Annotated in this window: 20 protein-coding genes; 4 read left to right on the top strand and 16 right to left on the bottom strand. The window is 58.6% G+C overall.

Annotated features, from left to right (window positions below; translation table 11 throughout):
* Positions 1-20: 20 nt before the first annotated feature.
* The 3 genes from ACSEXW_RS10005 to ACSEXW_RS09995 all read right to left on the bottom strand — a co-directional run bounded on the left by ACSEXW_RS10005 (position 21) and on the right by ACSEXW_RS09995 (position 3,270).
* Positions 21-971: an acetylxylan esterase gene (locus tag ACSEXW_RS10005; protein WP_438445989.1), complete on the bottom strand. Its 951-nt coding sequence runs from the start codon at positions 969-971 to the stop codon at positions 21-23.
* A 264-nt stretch (positions 972-1,235) separates the two neighbouring features.
* Positions 1,236-2,279 carry an LLM class flavin-dependent oxidoreductase gene (locus tag ACSEXW_RS10000; protein ID WP_438446128.1) on the bottom strand — a complete coding sequence of 348 codons (1,044 nt, stop codon included), beginning with the start codon at positions 2,277-2,279 and terminating at the stop codon, positions 1,236-1,238.
* Positions 2,280-2,394: 115 nt separating this feature from the next.
* Positions 2,395-3,270 (bottom strand): helix-turn-helix transcriptional regulator, encoded by an 876-nt coding sequence (locus ACSEXW_RS09995; RefSeq protein ID WP_438445988.1) that lies wholly within the window; start codon positions 3,268-3,270, stop codon positions 2,395-2,397.
* A 165-nt stretch (positions 3,271-3,435) separates the two neighbouring features.
* Between ACSEXW_RS09995 and ACSEXW_RS09990 the strand changes: the two genes are divergently transcribed.
* Both ACSEXW_RS09990 and ACSEXW_RS09985 read left to right on the top strand, forming a co-directional pair.
* Complete coding sequence (locus ACSEXW_RS09990; RefSeq protein WP_438445987.1) at positions 3,436-5,415, top strand: beta-galactosidase trimerization domain-containing protein; 1,980 nt, start codon at positions 3,436-3,438, stop codon at positions 5,413-5,415.
* 171 nt (positions 5,416-5,586) lie between these two features.
* Positions 5,587-6,462, top strand: coding sequence for a pentapeptide repeat-containing protein (locus tag ACSEXW_RS09985; RefSeq protein ID WP_438445986.1), 876 nt, complete (start codon positions 5,587-5,589; stop codon positions 6,460-6,462).
* A 57-nt stretch (positions 6,463-6,519) separates the two neighbouring features.
* Here the strand turns inward: ACSEXW_RS09985 and rbsD are convergent, their stop codons facing one another.
* The 12 genes from rbsD to ACSEXW_RS09925 form a co-directional block, all read right to left on the bottom strand.
* Positions 6,520-6,906 carry a D-ribose pyranase gene (gene rbsD, locus ACSEXW_RS09980; protein ID WP_438445985.1) on the bottom strand — a complete coding sequence of 129 codons (387 nt, stop codon included), beginning with the start codon at positions 6,904-6,906 and terminating at the stop codon, positions 6,520-6,522.
* Positions 6,903-7,112 carry a hypothetical protein gene (locus ACSEXW_RS09975; RefSeq protein WP_438445984.1) on the bottom strand — a complete coding sequence of 70 codons (210 nt, stop codon included), beginning with the start codon at positions 7,110-7,112 and terminating at the stop codon, positions 6,903-6,905. Before ACSEXW_RS09975 ends, rbsD begins: the two co-directional genes overlap by 4 nt.
* A 134-nt stretch (positions 7,113-7,246) precedes the next feature.
* The gene (locus ACSEXW_RS09970; RefSeq protein ID WP_438445983.1) at positions 7,247-8,662 is read right to left on the bottom strand and encodes a family 43 glycosylhydrolase; all 1,416 of its coding nucleotides are present in this window, start codon (positions 8,660-8,662) and stop codon (positions 7,247-7,249) included.
* Positions 8,659-10,191, bottom strand: coding sequence for a carboxylesterase/lipase family protein (locus tag ACSEXW_RS09965; protein ID WP_438445982.1), 1,533 nt, complete (start codon positions 10,189-10,191; stop codon positions 8,659-8,661). The genes ACSEXW_RS09970 and ACSEXW_RS09965 overlap by 4 nt, the downstream gene beginning before the upstream one ends.
* 29 nt (positions 10,192-10,220) lie before the next feature.
* Positions 10,221-11,738: a response regulator gene (locus ACSEXW_RS09960; protein WP_438445981.1), complete on the bottom strand. Its 1,518-nt coding sequence runs from the start codon at positions 11,736-11,738 to the stop codon at positions 10,221-10,223.
* Positions 11,731-13,548, bottom strand: coding sequence for a sensor histidine kinase (locus ACSEXW_RS09955; RefSeq protein ID WP_438445980.1), 1,818 nt, complete (start codon positions 13,546-13,548; stop codon positions 11,731-11,733). The genes ACSEXW_RS09960 and ACSEXW_RS09955 overlap by 8 nt, the downstream gene beginning before the upstream one ends.
* A gap of 20 nt (positions 13,549-13,568) precedes the next feature.
* On the bottom strand, positions 13,569-15,089 hold the full coding sequence (locus tag ACSEXW_RS09950) for a response regulator (RefSeq protein WP_438445979.1): 1,521 nt from the start codon (positions 15,087-15,089) through the stop codon (positions 13,569-13,571).
* A gap of 116 nt (positions 15,090-15,205) precedes the next feature.
* Positions 15,206-16,117, bottom strand: a complete 912-nt coding sequence (locus tag ACSEXW_RS09945; RefSeq protein WP_438445978.1) for a carbohydrate ABC transporter permease — start codon at positions 16,115-16,117, stop codon at positions 15,206-15,208.
* Between the two features lie 13 nt (positions 16,118-16,130).
* Positions 16,131-16,994, bottom strand: coding sequence for an ABC transporter permease (locus ACSEXW_RS09940; protein ID WP_438446127.1), 864 nt, complete (start codon positions 16,992-16,994; stop codon positions 16,131-16,133).
* 215 nt (positions 16,995-17,209) lie between these two features.
* On the bottom strand, positions 17,210-18,895 hold the full coding sequence (locus ACSEXW_RS09935) for a type 2 periplasmic-binding domain-containing protein (RefSeq protein WP_438445977.1): 1,686 nt from the start codon (positions 18,893-18,895) through the stop codon (positions 17,210-17,212).
* Between the two features lie 466 nt (positions 18,896-19,361).
* Positions 19,362-19,808 (bottom strand): SgcJ/EcaC family oxidoreductase, encoded by a 447-nt coding sequence (locus ACSEXW_RS09930; RefSeq protein ID WP_438445976.1) that lies wholly within the window; start codon positions 19,806-19,808, stop codon positions 19,362-19,364.
* A gap of 29 nt (positions 19,809-19,837) precedes the next feature.
* Entirely contained in the window at positions 19,838-20,524 is a 687-nt protein-coding gene (locus ACSEXW_RS09925; RefSeq protein WP_438445975.1) for a formylglycine-generating enzyme family protein, read from the bottom strand.
* Positions 20,525-20,699: 175 nt separating this feature from the next.
* On the opposite strand from ACSEXW_RS09925, the gene ACSEXW_RS09920 reads away from it, so the two are divergent.
* Both ACSEXW_RS09920 and map read left to right on the top strand, forming a co-directional pair.
* Positions 20,700-21,284, top strand: a complete 585-nt coding sequence (locus ACSEXW_RS09920) for a TetR/AcrR family transcriptional regulator (protein WP_438445974.1) — start codon at positions 20,700-20,702, stop codon at positions 21,282-21,284.
* A gap of 6 nt (positions 21,285-21,290) precedes the next feature.
* Entirely contained in the window at positions 21,291-22,037 is a 747-nt protein-coding gene (map, locus tag ACSEXW_RS09915) for a type I methionyl aminopeptidase (RefSeq protein WP_438445973.1), read from the top strand.
* A 63-nt stretch (positions 22,038-22,100) separates the two neighbouring features.
* On the opposite strand, the gene ACSEXW_RS09910 is transcribed toward map, so the two are convergent.
* Complete coding sequence (locus ACSEXW_RS09910; RefSeq protein ID WP_438445972.1) at positions 22,101-23,255, bottom strand: glycoside hydrolase family 88 protein; 1,155 nt, start codon at positions 23,253-23,255, stop codon at positions 22,101-22,103.
* Positions 23,256-23,279 lie beyond the last annotated feature (24 nt).

The raw sequence follows: 23,279 nt of genomic DNA, 5'->3' as shown, positions 1-23,279 counted from the left end.
GCAAGACGATGGCGCTGGACTTATTGGACTTGGCTTCGGATGAACTCCAGCACCTTGCGGATATGCTTGTCACCCGGAGTGTGTCCATTGAAGGGATACATCTCGATCTGCTTGGGCGACGTGATCCGGTTGTAGGCCGCGAACACAGCCTCCGGCGGACAGACGCTGTCCTTGAAGCCCACGCTGACCAGCACCGGAATGCGGATGCGATGGGCCAGATTCATGTTGTCGAAGTAGCTCAGCGTCTTCAGCACCGTATCGAGCCGCTCCGAATATTTGGTGATATACTGAGCCGCTTCGGTAATGGAGCCGGTGGTATTGAAGATGCTCCAGTCCATGTAGCACATGTTGGGAATGTCTGCTATGGCGAAGGCATGACGGTCGCCAAGCGCGCTTACGGCAAGCGACAGGCCGCCGCCTTGGCTGCCTCCGGATACTCCGACCCGCTTCGGGTCCACCTCGGGCTGGCCGGCGGCCCAATCCACGGCGCGCAGCGCATCGGTGACGATGGACTTGTAGTAGCAGGTCCGCGGATCGGTGATCCCCTTGGTCACCCACCCTTTGGTGGTGCCGTCCTGCAGCGGTGACAGGTCCCCCGTATCGCCGGCTTGTCCCCGAATGTCGATGGAGAACACGGCATAGCCGGACATCAGGTAGGTCGCGAAGTGCTCCGGCAGGCCCTTGCTGCCCGTATACCCATGGAAAAACACGATGCAAGGATAGTTCTCCTTGCCGAACACCGTCGGTACCGAATAGTAGCCATGTACCGGAGTGCCGTCGATACCTTCGTACACCACCCGGTACGTCTCCGTACCCAGCATGGGGGTTTCTTCCGGGGTACGAACGGCGTTCAAGGGCTTCGTACGGGTCTCGTGCAGCACCTCCTCCCAGAAGGCGTCCATGTCGGAAGGCGTGGTCAGCTCCGGCTCATGGTTATGCAGCTCCACAAACTTGCGTTCGATGAAATTCATGGGTCATCCACTCCGCTCTGTAACGTTATCGGACTTACACGAGTAAGCACAGTCTGAAAACCAGCCGGTTCCCATTGGAAGCAACCGGGCAACCTCACCATTATATAGCAACTGCATCTGCATGACGATAGCCAAATTGCGAACGTCCGGCTTCCAGGGCTATGGCGGGCGTGGGGCGCTGTTGCACAACTTTTCGATATCCGCACTCGGAGTGGGGCAGTGTCCTATGCCCCCTAAGGCGCACAAGACTGCCCCAATCATCCATCACCCTCCGGTCCGCTCCAGCTCCTTGCGAACGATGGGAGCTACACGGGTGCCCAGAAGTTCGATGGCCCGCAGGACATCCCGATGGGGCATGGTGCCCACGTTGACATGCAGGAAAAACCGGGTGATACCCAGGTTTTTGCGGAGAAGCAGGATCTTCTCCGCCACGTATTCCGGGTCCCCCACATATAGAGCGCCCCTCAGGCTGCGGGCTGTGTCATATGTGGCCCTTGTGTAGGGGCCCCACCCCCGCTCTCTGCCGATGACGTTCATCTGGGCTTGGGTCGGCGGGAAGAACAGATCGGCAGCCGCGTCGGTCGTCTCCCCCACGAAGCCGTGGGAGTGAGTCGCGATCTGCATCTTGGCCGGGTCGTGTCCGGCTTTCTCGGCTGCCGTCCGGTAGAGCTTGACCAGCGGCGCGAAGTTCTCCGGCATGCCCCCGATGATGGCCAGAGCGATCGGCAGCCCCATGGTTCCCGCCCGGATCACGGATTCGGGATTGCCGCCGCTGGCGATCCAGACGGGCAGCGGGTTCTGCACCGGGCGGGGGTAGACGCCCAGATTGCGGATGGCCGGCCGGTGACCGCCGGGCCAGGTCACTTTCTCGTCGGCGCGAAGAGCCAAGAGCAGCTCCAGCTTTTCCTCGAACAGCTCGTCATAATCGTCCAGACTGTATCCGAACAACGGGAAGGACTCGATGAACGAGCCTCGTCCTGCCATGATCTCGGCACGCCCGCCTGATAGTCCGTCAAGGGTGGCGAAGTCCTGGAATACGCGCACCGGATCGTCGGAGGACAAGACGGTGACGGCGCTGGTCAGGCGGATCCGCTTGGTCATGGCAGCCGCAGCGGCCAAAACGACGGCCGGAGCGGAGCCCGCATAGTCGGCCCGGTGATGCTCCCCGATCCCGTAGACGTCCAAGCCGACCTGGTCCGCCAGAACCATCTCCTCCACCGCATGGCGCAGCCGCTCGGCGTGGTCCACCGCCGCCCCGGTATTCGGGTCCGGTGTCGCCTCCAAAAACGTGCTGATTCCGATTTCCATCTGGGGTGCCGTTTCGGCCATTCTAATCTCTCCCTTCGTTTTGTCCCTTTATTGTACTAATATTTTAGCTGCAACTCAAATTAAGTAAGTGCACATTTTCACCGCGCCCGGCCGCTTACCCTTCCGGACGGCGCATCTTCCGGTAGGCGCCAGGGGGCATCCCCAGCTTTTTGCTGAAGAGGCGGACGAAGTAGTTGGTCTCCGGGATGCCCACCTGCTCCGCGATCTCGGGGATCGTGAGCACCGTGTGGGTCAGCAGCTTCCGCGCCTCCTCCAGCCGCAGATGCAGCACATATTGCAGAGGCGTCATCCCCAGGTGCTTCTTCATGCACCGCGCCACATAATCGATGTGGAAATGCAGCTCTTCCTGCATGCCCTTGGAGTCGAAGGGCTCCCTCCAGCGGCTGCCCAGATAGTCCGCCGCCAAGGCGCTGATGCGCTCCGACTGGGATGCCGGCGCCAAGCCCGCGATCCCCTCCTGCAGGAGGGTGAGCAGCTCCGCGAACAGCCGGTGGAGCCGGATGGCGCTGCCTGCGTTCAACCGGTTATGGAGCTCGTTCATCTCGTGCAGAACCGGCCCCAGCGCCTGCAGATCCGCCTTGCCCCGCTTCGGCAGATACAGATGCTGCAGCGCGGAGGGCGTCTGGTCCTGGTCCCGGCCCTTCTCGATGAGCGCGGACCAAGGGATCCGGTCGTCCTCGATCCGTTCCCCCGCCTCCCCATGGACAAAATGCAGCCAATACAGCTCCGTATCCTCCCGGCAGGGCTCATGGCCCCAATGAGCCAGACCCGGCTCCAGCAGCAGCAGCTCGCCCGGGCCGACGGCATGAGGCTCCCCCTCCTCCGTCATGTACAGGGCACCCCGTTTCACCAGGATCAGATCGTAGACCCCGAAGGTCCGCTTGAAATGCTGGTTGCCCGGCTGCCATACGCTATGCCCCACCGTCAGAAGCTGGGGCAGGGGCGGAATCCGTAGCTGGATGCAGATCATGGCGGACATCTCCTCGTTGATGGCATTAGCCACCCTTCATATAGTCGATTTTGTGCTATGACAAGTCTATATTAGCACTATGCCCGCCGGCGATAAAGCATTATCCTAACAGGGAAACCGGATCCACCCTTTAACATTATCCCCTTAAAAAAGGAGCGTTCCGCCATGCGTTTCCGTCAAGTCCATTTGGACTTTCATACCTCCGAGGCCATCCCGGATATCGGAGCCCGTTACTCGAAGGAGCAGTTCCAGAGCATGCTCCGGGAGGGCCATGTCGACTCCATCACCGTGTTCTCCAAGTGCCATCACGGGTGGGCGTACCACCCCAGCACGGCCAACGAGCAGCACCCGAATCTCACCTTTGACCTCCTGGGCGCCATGATCGAAGCCGCCCACGAGATCGGCGTCAAGACGCCGGTCTACCTGTCCGCCGGACTTGACGAGAAGCTGGCGCGCCGCCACCCGGAGTGGCTTATCCGCGACCCCCAGGATGCGACCCGGTGGGTGAAAGATTTCATGACCGCGGGCTACCACGAATTCTGCTTCAATACCCCCTACCTGGACATCCTGCTGGACCAAATCCGGGAGGTATGCGAGCGGTATGACGCCGACGGCATCTTCCTCGATATCGTCGGCGTGCGCAAATGCTATTGCCAGTACTGTGTGGCCTCGCTGCGCCAGGCCGGCATGGATCCCCGCGACACCGCCGCCGTCATCGAGCAGGCGGAGCGCACCTACGCCAATTATACCCGCCGCGTCCGGGAGACCATCGACAGCGTGAAGCCGGGCCTGCCCGTCTTCCACAACAGCGGCCATATCCGTAAAGGGCGCCGGGACCTGGCCCGCATGAACAGCCACCTGGAGCTGGAGTCTCTCCCGACCGGCGGATGGGGCTACGACCACTTCCCGCTCTCGGCCCGCTATGCCCAGACCCTAGGCATGGAATTCCTCGGCATGACCGGCAAGTTCCATACCTCCTGGGGCGAATTCGGGGGCTTCAAGCATCCGAACGCTCTCCGGTTCGAGGCGGCCCTGTCCCTGGCCCACGGAGCCCGCTGCTCCATAGGCGACCAGCTCCATCCGAACGGACTCATGGACCCGGCCACCTACAGCCTGATCGGCGCAGCCTACAGCGAGGTGGAGGCCAAGGAGGCCTGGTGCCGGAACGTCAAGAGCGTGGCCGATGTGGGGCTTCTGTCGATGGAATCCGTCCAGGAGCAGCTGGGAGGCCGGGTATCCGCAGACGACAGCCGCAGCGCGGACTCGGATGCCGGAGCCGTGCGGATCCTGACGGAGGGCCATGTGTTGTTCGACGTGCTGGATACGCAGGCGGACTTCAGCCCGTACAAGGTGCTGGTGCTGCCGGACAACGTCCTGCTGTACCCGGAGCTGAAGGGTAAGATTGAGGCCTTCCTCCGCCATGGCGGGAAGGTATTGGCCACGGGACGCTCGGGCTTGAACGAGGCGGCGGACGCTTTTGCCCTCGACCTGGGCGTGAGCTATGAAGGGGTAAATCCCTTCAAGCCGGACTACTTCCACCCCGGCTTCGAGCCCGGAGCCTTGAAGGCCGCCTCCATGGTCATCTACTCCCAGGGGCAGCGCATCGCTCTAGCCGGAGGAACGGCATGGGGCCGCCGGGAGGACCCTTACTTCAACCGCGACGTGTTCCACTTCTGCTCCCACCAGCATACCCCCAGCAGCCTGAAGGACGGCGGGCCGGGGATGGTCGAAAGCGCCAACGGCTTCTATCTCGCCTGGAATCTGTTCGCGGAGTACGCCGACCACGGGCACTTGATCCTGAAGGAGGCCGTACTGTTCGCGCTCCGGCGGCTGCTGCCCGAACCGACGGTGTCGACGAATCTCCCGGCCCAGGGCATCACCACCCTGCAGCTCCAGCAGGCGGAGAACCGGTATGTGCACCATCTTCTCTTCGCATCCCCGGTGAAGAAGGGCCGCGTGGAGGTCATCGAGGATCTGCTGCCGGTCCATGATGTGGAAGTGACGCTGCGGCTGCCCGCGCAGGCCAAGCGGGTCTATCTGGCCCCCCAGGGCACCGAGCTCCCCTACAAGCAGGCGGGAGGCGCCATCACCTATACCCTGCCGGTCCTGCTGAACCATCAGATGGTCATCATCGATACGGACTAACCGGGCACATGCGCAGGTAAGCCAACATCATACCAACAACACAGGAGCGGGAATGGCTCCGGAGGAGTCTGGACGATCTCTCCAAACAAGTGGAATTCTGCTATACTAAGAACCATGAAGCGATAGAACGGGTTTCTTACGAGGCTCATGTCCACGATGAAGGAGAATTCCATGTCACACGAACAACACCCCAACAACCGGGAAGCGGAAGAGGGATTTCGTCCCGCAGATCTGATCACGGATTGCACGCGCTGCTTCGGCTTATGCTGCGTGGCTTTGCCCTTCGCAGCCTCGTCGGACTTCGCCAAGGATAAGCGTGGCGGGGACCCCTGCCATAACCTGCAGCCGGACTTCCGCTGCGGCGTGCACACCAAGCTCCGGGATATCGGGTTCCGGGGCTGCACGGTTTATGACTGCTTCGGTGCCGGACAGCGGGTCTCGCAGCTTACCTTCGGCGGCCGGGATTGGCGTCAAGCCCCGGAGACTGCGAAGAAGATGTTCGAGGTCTTCCCGGTCATGCGCCAGCTTCACGAGCTGCTCCGCTACTTAGCCGAGGCGCTGACCTTCACTCCCGCCCAGTCCCTCCACGGCAGCCTTCGCTCTGCGCTGGAGGAGACGGACCGTTACGCGAGCCTCGGCCCCGACGAGCTGCTGGCGCTGGACGTGCCCGCCCACCGGGCCCGGGTCAGCGAGCTGCTCCTGGAGGCCAGCGAGCTGGTCCGTCAGGACGCCCGCCGCCGGGCCGCCAATCCCCCCAAGCCCCGGAAGAATGTGGGCCGGGGAGCCGATCTGATCGGAGCCAAGCTGCGGGGGGCGGATCTTCGGTTCGCCAACCTGAGGGGCGCCTATCTGATCGCGGCGGACCTGCGGGACGCCGATCTCCGGATGGCCGATCTGATCGGAGCGGACCTGCGGGACACCGACCTGCGCGGGGCCCGGCTGACGGACAGCCTGTTCCTGACCCAGGCCCAGCTGAACGCCGCCCGGGGCGACGCCTCTACCAAGCTCCCCTCCTCTCTCACCCGCCCGGAGCATTGGAGCAAGTAAAAGCAAGACGCATACAGCAAAAAAGTGCGGCATCCGATGCCGCACTTTCCTTTTCCCCTACCCGGATACGATGATGATGTTCGCATAAGGCACCGCATCCCCCGTCTTCACGACGGCGCGGGCTTCCAGACACATCTGTTTGAACTCCTGATGGGGGACCCGCTTGAAGTGTATATGCGGATAGCCCTCGGTCAGCTCCCTGTACCGTTCCGGACTTGCTTCCTCCATCTCATGGGTCAGAATCACCGTATCGATGATAAATTCCGCATCGATTGCTTGCAGGACGTCCGCCACCGTCGGAATCCCCGATACAAGCCCCAGATCGACCCGTTCGATTCCCTCGGGCACCGGGAAGCCTCTATCACTGACGGCGATCAGGTCCGTATGACCGGTCTCCGCCAGAACACGGCTCAGCTGCGGATGCAGAATTCCGCCCTTCTTCATGCTTGCTCCCCCTTCCGCAGAACCCGTTCCCGCTGCTCCAGAGTAATCCTCTCGCTGACGCTGGGCACCGGCCTCTTATAATAGAACGTCTCCCGCCCATCGTCCGACTTCGTCACGGATACCAGCTCCCAGCCCTGCAGCCCCAGCTCTCCCATAGCATTCCGGTCCGCGGAAACGTGGTATTCCCAATGGGTCCGTTTGAACATGTTGCAGCTCCTCCTTCTATCCTCGTCCTGGTATCAGTATGGTAGGGTTACCGATAACCCCAACCTAACATGAATACCCCGGTCCGTCAAGAACCGGGGTGGGCTGCCTTCCTCCCATTCAGCATCGATATTCCTTACTCCAGACTAAAGGAAGCCAGACTGGCATTCCCCGTTCCTTCGTAGGTGAAGTATAAGGCTTGCTTGCCGTCGGGGATGACCATGTCTGCCCCATATTCCGTCCACACGTTGGTGAAGTCTACCGGTATGGTGCCAAGAACCGGTCCGTCCCAAGCCGTCTTCACAGCGAAATGTCCACGACAGTAGCCTCGAACCTTGATTCCGACCCGGCGGATCCCCCGGCAGTCGAAATATTTGAACCCGGCCGTTGCAGAGTCCCTCATATTGGCGATATACCCGATCTCCTCGTCGCCATCCTTGCCGTCCTGGGTAATCTTCGGGAACCGGCCGTCCATCCAGGCCCCATATGTGCCGGTATACAATGCCTCCTCCGGACCGATCAGATTGCAGGCGATATACGCGGGGTATTCCCCCTGTCCGGCCAGCGGCCCGCCATGAGGTCCGCAGGACGTGATCTCCACCTGCGGAATCGTTCCGTCCGCCAGGAACTCAATCGGTTCGATGCAGCCCTGCCGGCTGTAGCTTGTGCCGTTTGTATGCCGGTGATAGAAGATGTACCATCTCCCCCCGATCTCCGCCATGCCGCCATGATTGTTCCCGCCGTAGTACATCGGCTTGTTCGATGGTTTGTAGGTGTCGATATGGAGATCGTTGTTGCTGACGATGACGCCCTGGTACACGAAGCCCTGCGTGGGATGCCGGCTGGTGGCATAGCACAGCTCGTGATAGACGATCGAGGAGTAGACAAAGTAGTAGGTATCGCCCTTCTTCCGGATGGAGGACGCCTCGAAAAATTCATGCCCCTCGTACCCGCTCCCCCGGCTGTACGGCTCGCTCGGTGCGATGAAGACGGGTTCTTCCATGATGGTAAGCATATCCGGACCGAGCACCGTCGCCATGGGACCTTTACGGGTCTTGTCACCCGCGGGACAGAAGCCGGTATACAGGTAGGTCCTCTCCCCTTCCGTCAGGACCCCCGGGTCGAACTGGGGCTGGTCGCCTTCCCGTTCGCCCAGCCGCACGCCGTCCGGGTATTGCACGTAACCGTAGAATGCATAGGTACCGGCCGGCGTATCACAGACCGCAACGGACACGACGGAGACCTTATCCAATACATAATACAGATAATACCGGCCATCGGGACCCTGGGTTACGTCCGGCGCATAGAGACACATCCGGCCGTCCGGATTCAGAGGATCGTCCGTTTTCCGGTAGATCACGCCTTCATAGCGCCAATCCGCCAAGTTATCGACGGGAGCCGACCAGCATACGTAATCGTTCAGGCAGAACACATGCCCGTTGAAGCGGTCATGGGAGCCGTACACATACACGCGGTCCCCGTAAACATGGGGTTCCCCATCGGGTATGTATTCCCAGGAAGGGAGATACGGATTATAGCCTTGTTTGTTCATTCGAGTCCCTCCCGGATCTTCATGTGTTTATGCTTGACCAGGAAGCTCATCAGCTCACTCGGCTGTTCTCTGCAAAAATCGGCCTGGTCGGCGAACCGCATGCCATACGGGGCTTCAGGGGTATAGGGCTCCCACTGCGGGAGCTCCATTCCGGTTACATCCAATCCGTTCGGGTCCCCGGTGCGGATGAAGTTGGCCCAGTACTGGCACATTTGCCTGGCCAAATCGTAGTGCTTGCCGACGAACGGTCTCCAGCATTTGGCAAGGGTCTCGAAGAAAAACCAGAGGTCGACCGAGTGGAATGTGCCGGGATTGTCCCAGCCGGGTATCTCCGCGTCAAACTGATAGTAGTAGATGGGAGTGTCCGTACCGGCAAGGTCTTGGGCTTGTGCCGCAAGACGAATCGAATATTCGATGCCGTTGACCGAAGCGTTCCTCCTGATCTCCTCCATGCCGGCCGACGCTGCACCGCATAGCGTCAGGAACGTCTCGGCATCGTCACCGAATAGATCCGCCGCCATACGCTTGAAGCCGTCAAGCGTATCCACGTCCGGGACAGTCATAAACTCGGAGGAGGTATGACCCGCCATCACCGGCACCATCCACCGTTTGCCCTGAAGAAACAAGTCGAACGGATTGCCTACGTTAAAGCACCGATCGGTGACGGATCCCCAGAAGGCCCTGTATTCCACCGCCTTGTCGCGAAGATAGACCGCATCCAGCTGACGGGCTTCCGCAAGCGTCGTTACACCCAGGTATTCCAAGAACCGGACACCGGCTTGCTCGGCTTCCTCCAGGTCTATATGCCGAAGTGTCGGCGTTCGCGGATAAAGCCCGGTAAACATTCCGCTCTGGATGATCGCCCCCTGGAACAGTCCCTTGTTCTGTGGGGAGGTAAGCTGGCTCATGACGCTTAAGCCGCCGGCGGACTGCCCACCGATGGTGATGCGGTCCGGGTCGCCGCCGAAGGCCGCGATATTGCGCTTGACCCATCGGGTGGCAGCCTGCTGATCGAGGTGGCCGAAGTTGGCGGGCGCTTCCGGTGCCTCCGCCGTGATTTCGGGGTGGCACATAAAGCCGAAGACATTCAGACGATAATTCACCGTCACCACCACAATGCCTCTACGGGCGATCCGTTCGCCGTCAAATTCCATTTCAGCCGTATGGCCGACCTGCAGCCCCCCGCCGAAATACCAGACGTAGACCGGCAATTTCTCATCGGACCGGTTGGCCGGCGTCCATACGTTCAGATATAGACAGTCCTCGCTCATGGCGATATCCGGCTCGACCGCCCATTCCCGGGTGTAGATGTTCTTCTCATCGATCTCCTGCCTCACCTGCATCGAGACCGGCGCGAATTCGTACGCTTTGTAGACGCCCTCCCAATCCTTCGCAGGCTGCGGCGCACGCCAGCGGTTCTCGCCTACCGGCGGTGCGGCGAACGGGACCCCCTTGAAGCTGGTAATCCGGGGGTCGGCTGCCGGCAGTCCCTGCACGATTCCGTTTTCTACGGTTACGACTCGAAGCATATGTAGCTCTCCCTTCATCAACAGGCCCTTTAAGCCTGTTCTCTTGTTTTTTTTCTGTAGGCGCTTGGCTTCTCGGCCACCCGCTTCCCGAACTCCATCAGGAAGTGATTGTATTGGACATACCCCACCGCCTCGGCAATGGAGCTTACGGTTTGGTCCGTTTCCCGAAGCAGCCTCTTCGCCTCCTGAATGCGCAAATCATGGATATACTCGATGATCCCGATGCCGTACTTATTCGAGAAGGCGCTCCCCAGGTAGACCGGATTCAGAAAAAAGCGCGCCCCGATTTCCTTGATGGTCATGGGCTTCCGATAGTTGTCGCGGATATACCGTTCCACGGCCTGCAGCGGCTGCCCGCATGCCGATTCCTTGTGACGGCGGAGCCGGTTCATGTACTCGGCCATATAAGACCGGAGCGATTGCTCCAGCTCCGATATGGATTTGGGCACTGTGCGGAGGAGGTCCCGGTATTTCGTCCACAGCTCTGACTCGGCACCCAGCTCCCGCAGGGTCTCGATCGTGCTCAGCACCATATGGACGCCCAGCGTCTGAATGACCTCCGGTGCGGTGTTCTCCTCCCGAAACAGCCGTATTAAGCGCCCGATTAGGGCTCCTGTCTCTTCCTCCTCCAGCTTCTCCGCCGCGCTCAGCAGCTGCTCCACCGTCTTCATCGCCTTCAAGTCATAGCTCAGTCCGGTCGTGACGCCGCTGCCATACTCCACAGGTCCATGCCCGGCATGGAAAAAATGATGAATGGCCGCCTCCACCGCCCCCGAATAGGAAACGGACAGCTCCCGGAGCGACCGGACCGGCGGTCCGACCGTCACACTGGCCTCCGGTTCGGCCAGCTCCTGGTAGAGGCTCCGGGCGATCCCCATCACATCCAGGGAGATCTCCGCCACCAGGCCAGTATGGCCGGGAGCCCAGTCCAGCACCATCACCCGAGGATAAGGAAGCTTCATCCGTTTGACGGCTTCCGCCACCTCACTCATTCCCCGTTCGATGTGGATGTATCTCCATCCCTCGGATTCTTGATCCAACCGTTCCAGCCGGCCGGCCACCTCCTCATCCAGCTCCGCCGCATCCCCGCGGATCGTTCGGGTCAGAGCCGTCTCCAGCACCCGGCTCTGCATCCAGAGCCGGCATTCCCGCTTCTTCCACTTGGACTGGAGCCTCTCTTGGATCTCCTCCATGACGGGCTCCCAATCCGTATCCAGCACGGGCTTCAGCAGATAGTGATTCACCCCGTAGCGCAGGGCGGACCGGGCATATTCGAAGTCACCGTACCCGCTCATGATGACGAACATCGGGTCGTATGCAGGGTCCAGCTCCTGCTTGATCCGGCTGATCAGCTGGAGTCCGTCGAGACCCGGCATCCGGATATCCGTTATGATCAGGTCGGGCTGGGAGGATCCGGCCGCAGCCAAAGCCTCCTCACCGTTGCTGCAAAGTCCGCAAATCTCGAAGCCCAGCTTCTCCCAGTCCGTCAGCAGGGCGATTCCTTCCAGGGCAATCGGCTCGTCATCGGCGAACAGCACCTTATACATTTGCTTCCAGCTCCTCTTGGGGGAACAATAGGGTTAACGGTATGCGGATGGTGACCCGGGTGCACTCCTTCTCTTTGCTGTCGATCGTGAAATACGAGCGGTCCTTGTAGTACAAATTGAGCCGCTTGTAAACGTTCCGTAAGCCGATGTTCTTTCCCGTCTCTTCATCGGCATGGAGATGCTCCTGAATCCACTTCAGCTTGTCGCTGTCCATCCCGATGCCGTTATCCTCCACCTGCATGACCAGACTCCGGTCGTCCATTCCGATGGCAATGCGGATTTTGCGCTCTCCCTTGACCATCTGCAGGCCGTGCTTGCAGGAATTCTCCACCAGGGACTGGATGCACATCTTAGGAATCCGGCAGGACAGCACCCGAGGATCGATATCCATCTCGTAGTGAAACCGGTCCTGGAACCGGAACTTCTCTATCTGCAGATACATCTCCACGAAGGACAGCTCCTCCTCGATCGAGATGAAGTCATCCTTCCTGCCCAACAGCCGCCGAAGGATAAGAGACAGATTCCGGATAATATCCATCACATGCTCGTACTTATGCTTCTTGCACACGATCAGAATGGCGTTCAGCGTATTGAACAGGAAATGGGGATCCACCTGGCTCTGCAGATAATTGAGCTCCGCCCGTACCTGCTCCAGCTCCAGATCCTTCTTCTGCAGGTCCAGCTTATATACATCGTGGATCAGGTTACGGATCTTCTCCGTCATCAGGTTGAAGGTTCGGATCAAGCCTCCGATTTCATCCTTTCCCTCATACATCTCCACCCGCTCGAACCGCTCGTTCTTGACCAGCTGCATATGCTTGGAGAGCCGCCGGACCCGTAGGTTGTAGGAGTGCAGAATGATATAGATCAGCACCGAAGGAACCACCGTGCTCATGAGCGTCAGCGCGATGGTGAAGCGAAGGACGGAACGGCGCTCCTGCTCGATCCGGTTGGTTGCGGGGATACCGATCAGCTGCCAATCCGACATATAGCTGGCTCCCTTCAGATGGCTGACGAATGCGGAGCCCATTCCGTAGTGATCCGCCTCCGTACCCGAAGGGGGGGTGGACAGTAGATTATCCTCGTTGAAGTAGGATTGTCTCGAATCCAGGACAATGCGCTTCTGTTCATCCAAGAGGATGAACCGCAGATAGTTCCGCTCCTGATGGAACAGCTCCTGCAGCTTGTTCAGCTTCAGGTCCACCCGCAAGTACTTGGTATGGGCCATCAGGTCGGGAAACGTATCCAGCTTCCGTATGATGCTGACATAGACCATCTTCTGCTCCGGATTCATCGGATTGATATCCAGATAGGAGGTCACAAGCACCTTTTCCTTGTTGCTCTGGATCTTCTTGTACCACTCGCTGTCCTTGTCGCTATCCTTCAGGATAAAGTAATCGCCCCCGTTCTCGATGGAGGAATTCGTCGTATACACCCCGATCCAGGAGATGTAGGGGTACATATTGGGATACTGGCGGAGTTTGTCGCGCAAGTAGCCGTCATACATATCATAGTACGTGGAGTAATCCGGATAGACCGTTTCGATGCGCTCGTTGAACGTTCGGTCAGCCGACACCGTGCTGCCGATCGTCACGCAGACGTCCACCATCTGGCTCAGCTCGTAGGCCGCCCGCTCCAGGGAAATTTGCAGATTCTCCCGCTCCCTCGATTCGGTGCTCCTGCTGTTCTGAACGTAGAACAGGGCGTTGATGAACATGAGGGGTAGGACGCACAGCAGGTTGATCAGGATGAACTTATATTTTAAGGGAATGTCGTTCACGATACCGGTTGGCTTCCATCTGATCTTCATAGGCTTCACTCCTGCCGGCATCAATCCTTCTTGTAGACCGAAGGCAGCATCCCGGTAATCGCTTTGAATTTGCTTGTGAAGGAGTCCGTATCGGGATAGCCGACTCGGGCTGCAATATCCGCAATCTTCAGGTCCGTCCGCCGCAGCAGCTTCTTCGCCTCCTCGATCCGAACGGAATGCAGGTACTCATGAAACGGAACCCCGAGCTGCTTCTTGAACCGCTGGCCCAGATAGGCCGGGTTCAAATGCAGGCGGTCCGCTATGTGCTGCAGCTGCATCTTTTCCTGATAGTGGAGCTTGATATAGTCCAAGGCCGCTTGAACGGTCGTATCCGTTCGAGCCCCTTTGCCCGCCGCCACCCATTCGGCTGCCGCCACCAGCTCCTTGATCCAACGGCACTGGTTTACTCCGGGATCTTGATAAGGAGCCGCAGCGAACCAGCGCTTCGTCCACTCCTCTACATCAGCGCCATGCTCCAACAGCACCTTCAGAGCCTCCAGCTTGACCGTTGACAGGTAAGCTCCAGACCACCCCTCTGCGCCTTGGTTGCCCGATATGGCGGCAAAGCAGGCTTTGGAGAAATGCCGGACGCCTTCCGGATTGCCGCCCGCAATCGCCTGCAGGATCGAAGCTTTGAGCTCCTCCGGAGGAAGGGCCGCATTCTTCAAGAGCTTATCCTGGTAGAGATATACCCCCTCCTCCTTCGTGGGGAGCTTGCAGATCCCCGCCGTAACGGCTTCTTGGTACGACCGGTGCAAGCCGTAGGGTCCCCGGTGCTCGGTGCTGACCGAGTAGTACGGCGGCTCTTGACCAGGGGGCCGAAGCGCTGCGGCCACCCGGCTCACCAGCTCCGCGGACAGAGACGGACCTGCAGAGCCTGAAGCCAGTATCACCCCTTGGTGCTCCCGGGTGATCCGGAAGGGAAGGACCATAAGACCCGGCTCCAGACTTCCGGCTCCGTCCGGACACCAGCCGGCCGTCTGAAGCACTCCGTCCTTCCCGGGGAGCAGCTGCAGACACCGGACCCGCGTATGCTCACCCAGGTTCAAGTGAAGACGGGCGGAGCGGACCCACTCTTCCCGTGTATCCCCCAGCAAGAGCCGGGTCACCGTCTCCTCCCGGATATGCGCTTCGGCCACTTTCCGGCTCCGAAGCTCCGCCGATTCGCAGCGGATCGCCTCGGCTGCGGCTTCCACCGCCTTCTCCAGCTCCTCTTCATCCAGCGGCTTCGTGATATAATTCGATGCCCCGTATCGGGCGGCTTGCCGGGCATATTCGAAGTCGGCATAACCGCTCAAGATAATGCACTTGGTCCGCGGGTACCGTTCCGAAGCCTGCCGAATAAGAGCAAGACCGTCAATGACCGGCATGCGAATGTCCGTCATGATCAGATCCGGGCGGCATTCCTCCATCAGCTTCAGGGCCTCTTCCCCGTCACAGGCCTCTCCAACCAGCTCAAACCCCAGTCTCTTCCAATCGATCATCCATCGGAGACCCTCGAGCACGATCGGTTCATCGTCTGCAATCAGCGCCTTCAGCAAATGTGCCACCCCTCCATTTTGCTTGATATGTCAATTATAGCGCTTACATGAGCAAAACACGAATCGAAAAACCGCCCCAGCCCCAGCTGAAACGGTTTTCCATTCATCCTGCCGGCTTATTCCTTGACGCTGCCCAGGTTCAATCCGACCACAAAATACTTCTGAAGGAACGGATAGACGAACAGAATCGGGACGGCCGTCACAATGGTAATCGCCGCACGAACCGAAGCGGGCGTGACCATCGCCTTGGATTGATTGGTATTGACGCCGGCCATTAGCGACGGATCGCTATTCGTGCTCTGGGTCGAGCCCAGCAGCTTCATCATCTCATATTGCAGGGTGCTGAGCTTCAGATCCGAGGATGCATACAGGAACGTATCGAACCAAGCGTTCCAAGAGCCGACGGCGATGAACAAGGCGATGGTGGCCAATACCGGCTTGCACAGCGGAAGAATGATCTGCATGAAAATCCTGAAATCTCCCGCTCCGTCCATCTTCGCCGATTCAACCAGTCCGCCGGGAAGGGACTTGATATAGGTCCGGATCACGATCAGGTTGAAGGCACTGACCATACCCGGCAGCACATACACCCAGAAGCTGTTGATAAGACCCAGACTCTTGATCAGGAAGTAGTTCGGAATCAGACCGGCGTTGAAATACATGGTCAGCACGAAGATCAGACCGATTTTTTTGCGGAAAATGTATTGGGGCTGCGCCAGCGTATATGCCAGCATGGTGGTCAGGAATACGCCCAGGACCGTGGTCGTGACCGTTCGGGCCACCGAGATCCAGGCCGCATGGTAGATGGTGCCTGAGATGAAGACCGCCTTGTAGTTCTGCAGCGTCCATGCCCGGGGCCACAGGTAAACCCCTCCACGGAGCGCGTCGTTGCCTTCGTTCAAGGAAATGGTCAGCGTATGAAGGAACGGGTACAAGGTCACGATGAACAGCGCAAGCATGAAGAGCCCGTTCAGGGTATGGAATACGGCCGGCTCTACTTGGCTCTTGCGCACAGCTGTGGATGCCATCTTCATTCCCCCCTTATAGTAACCGCTCTTCGCCGAGGCGCTTCGCGATAGAGTTGGCGATCACAACGAGTATCACGCTGACTACTGTCTTGAACATGCCGGCTGCGGTGGCCAGCGAATAGTTGCCTAACGCGATCCCGTACTTCAGGACGAAGATGTCGATGGTCTGGGACCAGTCCACCACCAGGCCGTTGCCGAGCAGGTACTGCACCTCGAAGCCTGCATCCAGAATATGGCCGATATTGATGATCAAGAGAATGATGAAGGTCGCTTTGATCCCCGGAAGGGTCACATACCGCATCTTCTGGTACCGGTTGGCCCCGTCCATGGAGGCTGCCTCGTACAAGGACGGATCGATGGACGTAATGGCCGCCAGATAGATGATGGTGTTCCAGCCGACCTCCTTCCATACGTTGGACGCACCCACGATTCCCCAGAAGTACTTGCCTTCGCTAAGCCACATGATGGGCTCGTGAATCAAGCCCAGCTTCATCAAGAGAATATTCACGATCCCGTCGTCAACGGACAAGGAGGTGGCTACGATTCCCGCCGCAATGACCCAGGAGAGAAAGTGAGGCAGATAGGATACCGTCTGGATGGTGCGCTTCAGGAAGCTGACCCTGATCTCATTTAACAGCAGCGCCAGGATGATGGCCGTCGAAAAACCAAGGACCAGGTTGATCAGGCTCATCCCGATTGTATTGCGGATGGTTTGGATGAAGGTGTCATCCTCGAACAGGAACCGGAACTGCTGGAGCCCCACCCATTTTTGCTTCCAGAAATCCAAGGCCGGCTTGTAATTCTGGAAGGCCATGAGCCATCCCCATATCGGGACATAAAAGAACAGAATGATGTACAGCAGGATCGGAACCGACATGAAGATCAATTGCTTTTGGCTTTTGATGGTTTTCCAGCTGAGCTCGACCCCGATCTCCGGATCGATTCTCCGCTTGGTTCTTGTCTTCGTTCCGGTTTCTTGATTCAGTATGGTTTCCGCCATCGATTTTCCCTCCCGAACCGGAATGCCTTCGTCTGAAGTGGAGAAGCGGAGAAGACCTGAGTCTCCTCCGCTCCACGTTTTTTACGGACTATTTACTTCTTCGGGCTCCAGTTGTCGATCCGCCACTTGAGCTGATCGTTGATGCGGTCTTCGTAGGCCTTCACGTTCACCTTCCCGATCTCATCCGTGTACTCTTTCCATACCTTGTCGAAGTCAGCCGGTTTGGCCAGAATGGTCTTCGGCAAATATTTCACCATCAGGTCGTTCAGCTTGGTCTGGGCCACCTTCGCAGGGGAACCGTCGATCAGGTCGATGGACCATGCCGGATAATAGACCGGGTTCTCCGGGGGCGTCTTGAAGAATTCGGCCCAAGTCTTCTTGTTATAAGCCTTCAAGACCTCTTGATCCAGCGGCTTCAGGCTGTCGAAGAATTCCTGCGGCTGCGTGTTGGGATCCGTCGCGTTGCCGTCTGCATACGTACCCTGCATCTTCGGCAGGCCGCCGAAGAACGCTTCCGCTTTGTTGGCCAGCTTCCAGGTGTTGTCGTCGCCCTTGGCGCGCTGCTCCGGAGTCCGGTAGTACTTGCCGTCCTTCACCATATAGTCTTCGCCCTGAATACCCCACTGCAGCGTCTTCTGCCAATCCTCCGTCATGAGAGCGTCCAGGAATTTAATGATCCGTACCGGATCCTTGGCTTTGACGGAGATGCCGTATCCGCGGTTGATGTTCACGACCGGACGGTCGCGGTAGTGCTCCTGGGCGCCGGGGTACATAAGCGGGAAGCCCACATAGGTGCTGCCGATCTTGCCTTGGGAGATCAGGGAGCGCTCGCCTTCACCGAAGTTCCAGTGTTGGTCGAACATGCCGATGACGCGGCCGCTGGCAATCTTGGCCAGGTATTGGTCATAGTTCTGAACCAGGGATTCCTTATCGAAGAGACCCTTCTCATTGATCTCGTTCAGCTTCTTATAGTAGTTCTTCGCGACATCCTTGTCGGCGAAGATCTGCGCCTTGGCGTTATCGACGATGACGCCGCCGTCGTTCGGATGTCCGGCCAAGTGCTCCGGCGGGTTCTGGAGAGGGAACACCCTCCAGTCGAAGTTCAGGGTGGTGAAGCCGATCTTATCCGGATGCTTCTCCTTGTACTTCGCGATGATATCGAAATATTCGTCCAGCGTCTTGGGCGTCGGCCAACCCATCTCCTTCAGAACGTCCTTCTGCAGGAAGAAGCCGGGACCTTCATAGGTGGTTTCGTAGAATTCCCCTTGGAAGACGTTGTAGTTCGGGAGGACGTAGAGGTGACCGCTGGCGGGATCCTTAATCTTCTCCCAGACCTGCGCATAGTGCTTCTTCAAGTTCGGAGCATGCTTCTCAATCAGGTCCTCCAGAGGAATAAAGGCGTTCGCCGTGATCAGCTTGTCGTTGCCGGACATGAGGTCCGGATAGTCGCCGCCGGCGATCATGACACCGAGCTTCTGCTGCAGATCGCCCACCAGGAATTCCATCTTCAGGCTGACTCCGGTCTTCTCCTTGATCATCTTGTAGATCTTATTGTCCGGCGTGGGCTGCTGGTACGGGCTGTCGATGAAGACGGACAGTGTGACCGGCTTCTGGGTATCGGCCGTTGCGGCCGCGGTGGCTGCCGGTGCGGAGCTGCCCGCTGCCGGAGTGGCGTCGCCGGAAGAATCCTTGGAGCTGCTGCAGCCTGTCATCACGACACCCCATGCAAGAGCGGGAACCAACATCCGGATCGCTGTCCGTTTGGTTGAAGAAGTCATTCTATCGTATCCTCCCTTTTGGGTTTCTCATTTCGTGAACCGCCTTCTTGTTGTAATTTTTATTATACCGGTAAAGAATGCGCTTCCAATTCAAAAACTAAAGCTTCATCCCCCATAAACTATAGGAGTTGGCAGAGAAATCCAGATCCTCAAAAACCACCGGCTGAGCCGATATCGTTGTACCTTTTTTTCCAACCATCGAATGGATAAGCCATCATTAGCAAACCTAACAAAAAGCAAATGCTTGCCAAATTCCGATATAACATCGAGGAGGTAATATAAGGATAAGGAAATTGCAGTCGATGGAGGTGCCTCTTCTATGACGAATGGAGGAAATATGGCGGTTGGATTGTTGAACGGAGCGCTGTTAAGCATCCTGTTATGGATGTCCCTGTTGGGTTGGCTGCAGCTTATATTCTAGGAAACGGGCCGCCGCGGATTCAGGCAGCCCCGCCTCGTCATTTGTTCAGATCAACTCTTCCCGGAGCTCGTCCGTCATCTGTTCGACCCGTTCCGGACGGCCATGGAATTGGGCCGGTGTATTCTGGAACAGCCGAATTTCCCATCCGTCTTGGCCCCTTACGGTCACTAGGGTGTGGTGGGTGTTCACCTTCGGATTCAGGTCCTTCCCTCCGGGCGGAATCATTCCCGCGATGGCCCTGAGAATGGCTGCGTAATCCCCCAAATGGACCACCTCCTTCACTTTGCAGACGAACCGTGCGGTGGGATGATGCTCGAAGATCGGCTTCAGATGCATATAGATCTCTTGCCGTCCCAGCGACTGGCTTCCGTCATAGCCGATACTCTCCCCATCCTCCGAGAAGCAATCGGACATCCCCCGAGCATCGCGCCGGTTCCAGGCGTCCAAGAGCCTGCGATACAGAGCTTGTACTTCCTCCTTGACCGCTTCCATCCACACATTCCTCCCTCATATGGATCCTTTTACCTCTCTATGACAGACCGGGCCACACGGAATCCCAGATCGTCGATGCGAAACGTCGGATGACTGCGCCGGCGGCAGGTCGATCCGCAACCGCGAGCCTCCTCCGCCCAGCTGCCGCCCCGGAAGACCCGATAGGTGCCGTACACCTCCGCATCATAGATATCCCAGCACCATTCCCAGACGTTGCCCAACATATCATAAAGTCCCCAAGCGTTCGGCTCCTTCTCTCCTACAACATGAGCCTCACCTCCGGAATTCCCTTCATACCAGGCGATTCGGTCCAGCTCCCCGTAATAATAGCCGGTCTTCCCCGCTTTGCAGGCATACTGCCACTCCGCCTCGGTAGGCAGCCGGAAGCCGTCCGCATCGCGGTCCCACCGGACCTCCGTCTCCGATCCTTCTCCGACCACTGCATAACATTCCTTCAGGCCTGCCCGCCGCGACAGAAGGTTGCAGAAGGCCACTGCATCCAGCCAGGATACCTGTACGGCCGGCTTTCGTTCTCCTCCCGGCTCCGTCACTTGGTTCATCAACTCTCCATACCGTCCTTGAGTAACGGGATACCGGGCCAGCAGGAAGGGAGCAATCTGCTCTTTCCAGCTGCTTTTCTTCCGGTCATCTCTTAAATCCTCTTCTCCTTCGGGAATCGGAACCATCTCCATCTCCCTTATGACGCTGTTATTCATTCTTCCCCTCCTGGCGAATATGCTTATGACTCTTGATTATACCGTGCAAGCTCCCCCATTATAAGGCGAAACTCTCATTTTCAAGAAAAACATAAACTTGCATAACCCTGCCACATGCGATAATATCAGTTTATATTGACAAATTTGCAGGTCTAAATAAGGAGGTCACTCATCGATGTGCCCCCGTACCAAAGAACAAAACGAACTCATCCGCACGCAGCGCAGGGAACAAATCCTAGACGCCACCGCGCGTGCTTACTTCCGTACGGGCGGGAGCTTTGATATTCGCGATGTAGCCCGGGAGGCCGGGCTCGGGTACGGTACCGTGTACCATTATTACCCCAACCGGCTTCTATTGATACAAGATGTGTTGGATAGCGGCTTCGAACGATGCGAGCTGGCTCTGGAAGAATGGGCAACCATCCGCGGCGGAAGCTTGGATGACAGCAAGGTTGCTATGTATTGCATGGCCCTGCTACGGCTATGGCAATCCGACGCCCGCGCGTATCTCGTTTACAAGATGGCATCGGAACATTATACCACCTTGCCTGAGAAGGATCGGCTCCCCGCTAAGAAACGATTCCTGGAACGACTGTACGTTCCCCTCCAATCGATCACCCAGCGCAATGATGACAGCGTTGACCATCTGCTCGCCGTACTGGTCGGCTGCTGTGGATTGAACTACTATGCGGGCACTTCCGAGCTGAACGTCGACCGAATCGCCCGGCTTGCGATGCAAGCCATTACAAAGGAGCCCTGATACGACATGATCATCTTAAAAAACAAACATGAAATCGAAGCCATCCGCAAGGCATGCCAAGTGGTGGCCGAATGCCATCGCGTGATCGCACCACTCATCCAGCCGGGCATCACGACCAATGAAATTGAGCGCATCTTCGAAGAGACCATCTTGAAACACGGCGCCAAGCCCTTTACGAAGGGCTACAAGGGCTATCAATATGCGACCTGCGCCTCCGTCAATGACGTGATCGCGCACGGCTTCCCCAGCGATAAGCCGCTTGAGGAAGGCGATATTGTAACGATCGACACGGTCGCAGAGCTAGACGGCTGGCTCGGCGATTCGGCCTGGACCTATGCGGTCGGGAGGATCTCGCCGACGGCCGAGAAGCTGATGCGCATCACGAAGGAATGCCTTGAGCTCGGCATTGAGCAGGCGCAGCCCGGCCATCGGCTCGGTGACGTGACTAGCGCCATCCAGCGGCATGCCGAATCGAACGGCTTCGGCGTCGTGCGCGACCTTCTCGCGCATGGTATCGGCCGGGACCTGCACGAGGATCCGAGCTATATGCATGTCGGCAAGCCCGGCAAAGGCCCCCGCATCAAAGAAGGCATGGTGTTCACAATCGAGCCCATGATCACCGAAGGCACCTACTACATGACCATCGATGCGGACGGCTGGACCGCACGGACCCTGGATCGCAAGCTCGCCGCACAATATGAGCATACGATCGCCATCACCGCCGATGGCCCGCAGATCTTGACCGCTCAATAAATAATAAAGAAGTCGACCAATCGGATTGGTCGACTTCTTTATTACGTACACTGTTAACCCGTATTACCAGAACAGCTCCCGGCTGCCCCGAAGTCTCGAGATGCCTTCCACAAAATAATAGTCGCCGTAGATCAGCGGCACATCCATGTTTCTGCGCTCCGGATAATGGCTGGTGCCGTGGAGCACCAGGCCCTCCTCCGCCTCGTCGTCCCAAGCACCGTACTGCGAGTACAACGCGTGCAGGATCCGCTCCGCGGCGGCGCGGTAGAACTTGCCCTCCACCGGATCCACCTGCTCCGCGATCAGGAGCAGGCCGCATGCGGCGCAGGCCCCTGCCGAGGAGTCCCGATACTGCGGCACGCCCTCCGGCAGCCGGAAATCCCATACCGGCACATGGTCCTCCGGCAGCTGGCTCAGGAAGAAATGAGCGGTCCGCTTGGCCGCGTCCAGATACTCCTGCTTGCCGGTATAGCGGTAGCTGAGCGCCATGCCGTAGATGGCCCAGGAGGTGCCGCGGGACCAGGCCGAATGCTCCGCATAGCCTTGGCCGCCCAAGGCGCCCGTCCGCTCCCCCGTCTCCGGATCGAAGGTGACGATGTGGTAGACGGAGCCGTCCGGACGAAGGAAATTCGCCAGCACCATATCCGCATGGCGGATGGCTACATGCTTGTAGCGGGGATCCGCCGTCGTCTCGGACGCCCAGTACAGAAGCGGCAGGTTCATCATGCAGTCGATGATGGCCCAGCCCCGGTTGTCCTGGTGCTCATTCCACGGATTCCATGCCCGGATGAAGTTGCCCTGGGGATTGAACCGTCCCATCAGGAGGTTGGCCGCCAAGAGCGCCCGGCGCTTCGATTCCTCTTCGCCCGTCAGCTTGAACCGGGCCACGCTGGTCAGGGTCCACATGAACCCGATGTCGTGGTCCAGCCTATAGTAAGCGGAGATGACCCCATCCAGCTGGGCCTCGCATTCCTCGGCGATGCTCCGGAGCCGCTCGTCCTTGGATTCCCGGTACAGGAGCCACAGCAGCCCCGGCCAGAACCCGGCCGTCCACCAATGGGGCTCCTCCAGCACGTATTGGCCAGCCTGGGAAGCGTGAGGGAACCGGGCTCCGATCCTCCGGCTGGTCCGATCCACCTTCCCCGCAATATCCTTCCATGCCTGCTCGCACCAAGCCGGTGCCGCCGGCGTGACGGCGTTCTTCGTAATCTCACTCATCCGTATCCGCTCCTTCCGTGGGGC

Source organism: Oryzibacillus soli (assembly GCF_051594765.1).
In the GTDB taxonomy this organism is placed as follows: Bacteria; Bacillota; Bacilli; order Paenibacillales; family NBRC-103111; genus Paenibacillus_AR.
The sequence above is the reverse complement of the archived record's forward strand: the minus strand, read 5'-3'. Positions and strand labels throughout refer to the sequence as shown.

What these genes read in the sequence shown, in the direction of transcription:
- ACSEXW_RS10005 (WP_438445989.1), bottom strand. Translation starts at nt 971, where the DNA reads ATGAATTTCATCGAACGCAAGTTTGTGGAGCTGCATAACCATGAGCCG.
- ACSEXW_RS10000 (WP_438446128.1), bottom strand. Translation starts at nt 2,279, where the DNA reads ATGGAAATCGGAATCAGCACGTTTTTGGAGGCGACACCGGACCCGAAT.
- ACSEXW_RS09995 (WP_438445988.1), bottom strand. Translation starts at nt 3,270, where the DNA reads ATGATCTGCATCCAGCTACGGATTCCGCCCCTGCCCCAGCTTCTGACG.
- ACSEXW_RS09990 (WP_438445987.1), top strand. Translation starts at nt 3,436, where the DNA reads ATGCGTTTCCGTCAAGTCCATTTGGACTTTCATACCTCCGAGGCCATC.
- ACSEXW_RS09985 (WP_438445986.1), top strand. Translation starts at nt 5,587, where the DNA reads ATGTCACACGAACAACACCCCAACAACCGGGAAGCGGAAGAGGGATTT.
- rbsD (WP_438445985.1), bottom strand. Translation starts at nt 6,906, where the DNA reads ATGAAGAAGGGCGGAATTCTGCATCCGCAGCTGAGCCGTGTTCTGGCG.
- ACSEXW_RS09975 (WP_438445984.1), bottom strand. Translation starts at nt 7,112, where the DNA reads ATGTTCAAACGGACCCATTGGGAATACCACGTTTCCGCGGACCGGAAT.
- ACSEXW_RS09970 (WP_438445983.1), bottom strand. Translation starts at nt 8,662, where the DNA reads ATGAACAAACAAGGCTATAATCCGTATCTCCCTTCCTGGGAATACATA.
- ACSEXW_RS09965 (WP_438445982.1), bottom strand. Translation starts at nt 10,191, where the DNA reads ATGCTTCGAGTCGTAACCGTAGAAAACGGAATCGTGCAGGGACTGCCG.
- ACSEXW_RS09960 (WP_438445981.1), bottom strand. Translation starts at nt 11,738, where the DNA reads ATGTATAAGGTGCTGTTCGCCGATGACGAGCCGATTGCCCTGGAAGGA.
- ACSEXW_RS09955 (WP_438445980.1), bottom strand. Translation starts at nt 13,548, where the DNA reads ATGAAGATCAGATGGAAGCCAACCGGTATCGTGAACGACATTCCCTTA.
- ACSEXW_RS09945 (WP_438445978.1), bottom strand. Translation starts at nt 16,117, where the DNA reads ATGGCATCCACAGCTGTGCGCAAGAGCCAAGTAGAGCCGGCCGTATTC.
- ACSEXW_RS09940 (WP_438446127.1), bottom strand. Translation starts at nt 16,994, where the DNA reads ATGTCGGTTCCGATCCTGCTGTACATCATTCTGTTCTTTTATGTCCCG.
- ACSEXW_RS09935 (WP_438445977.1), bottom strand. Translation starts at nt 18,895, where the DNA reads ATGACTTCTTCAACCAAACGGACAGCGATCCGGATGTTGGTTCCCGCT.
- ACSEXW_RS09930 (WP_438445976.1), bottom strand. Translation starts at nt 19,808, where the DNA reads ATGGAAGCGGTCAAGGAGGAAGTACAAGCTCTGTATCGCAGGCTCTTG.
- ACSEXW_RS09925 (WP_438445975.1), bottom strand. Translation starts at nt 20,524, where the DNA reads ATGAATAACAGCGTCATAAGGGAGATGGAGATGGTTCCGATTCCCGAA.
- ACSEXW_RS09920 (WP_438445974.1), top strand. Translation starts at nt 20,700, where the DNA reads ATGTGCCCCCGTACCAAAGAACAAAACGAACTCATCCGCACGCAGCGC.
- map (WP_438445973.1), top strand. Translation starts at nt 21,291, where the DNA reads ATGATCATCTTAAAAAACAAACATGAAATCGAAGCCATCCGCAAGGCA.
- ACSEXW_RS09910 (WP_438445972.1), bottom strand. Translation starts at nt 23,255, where the DNA reads ATGAGTGAGATTACGAAGAACGCCGTCACGCCGGCGGCACCGGCTTGG.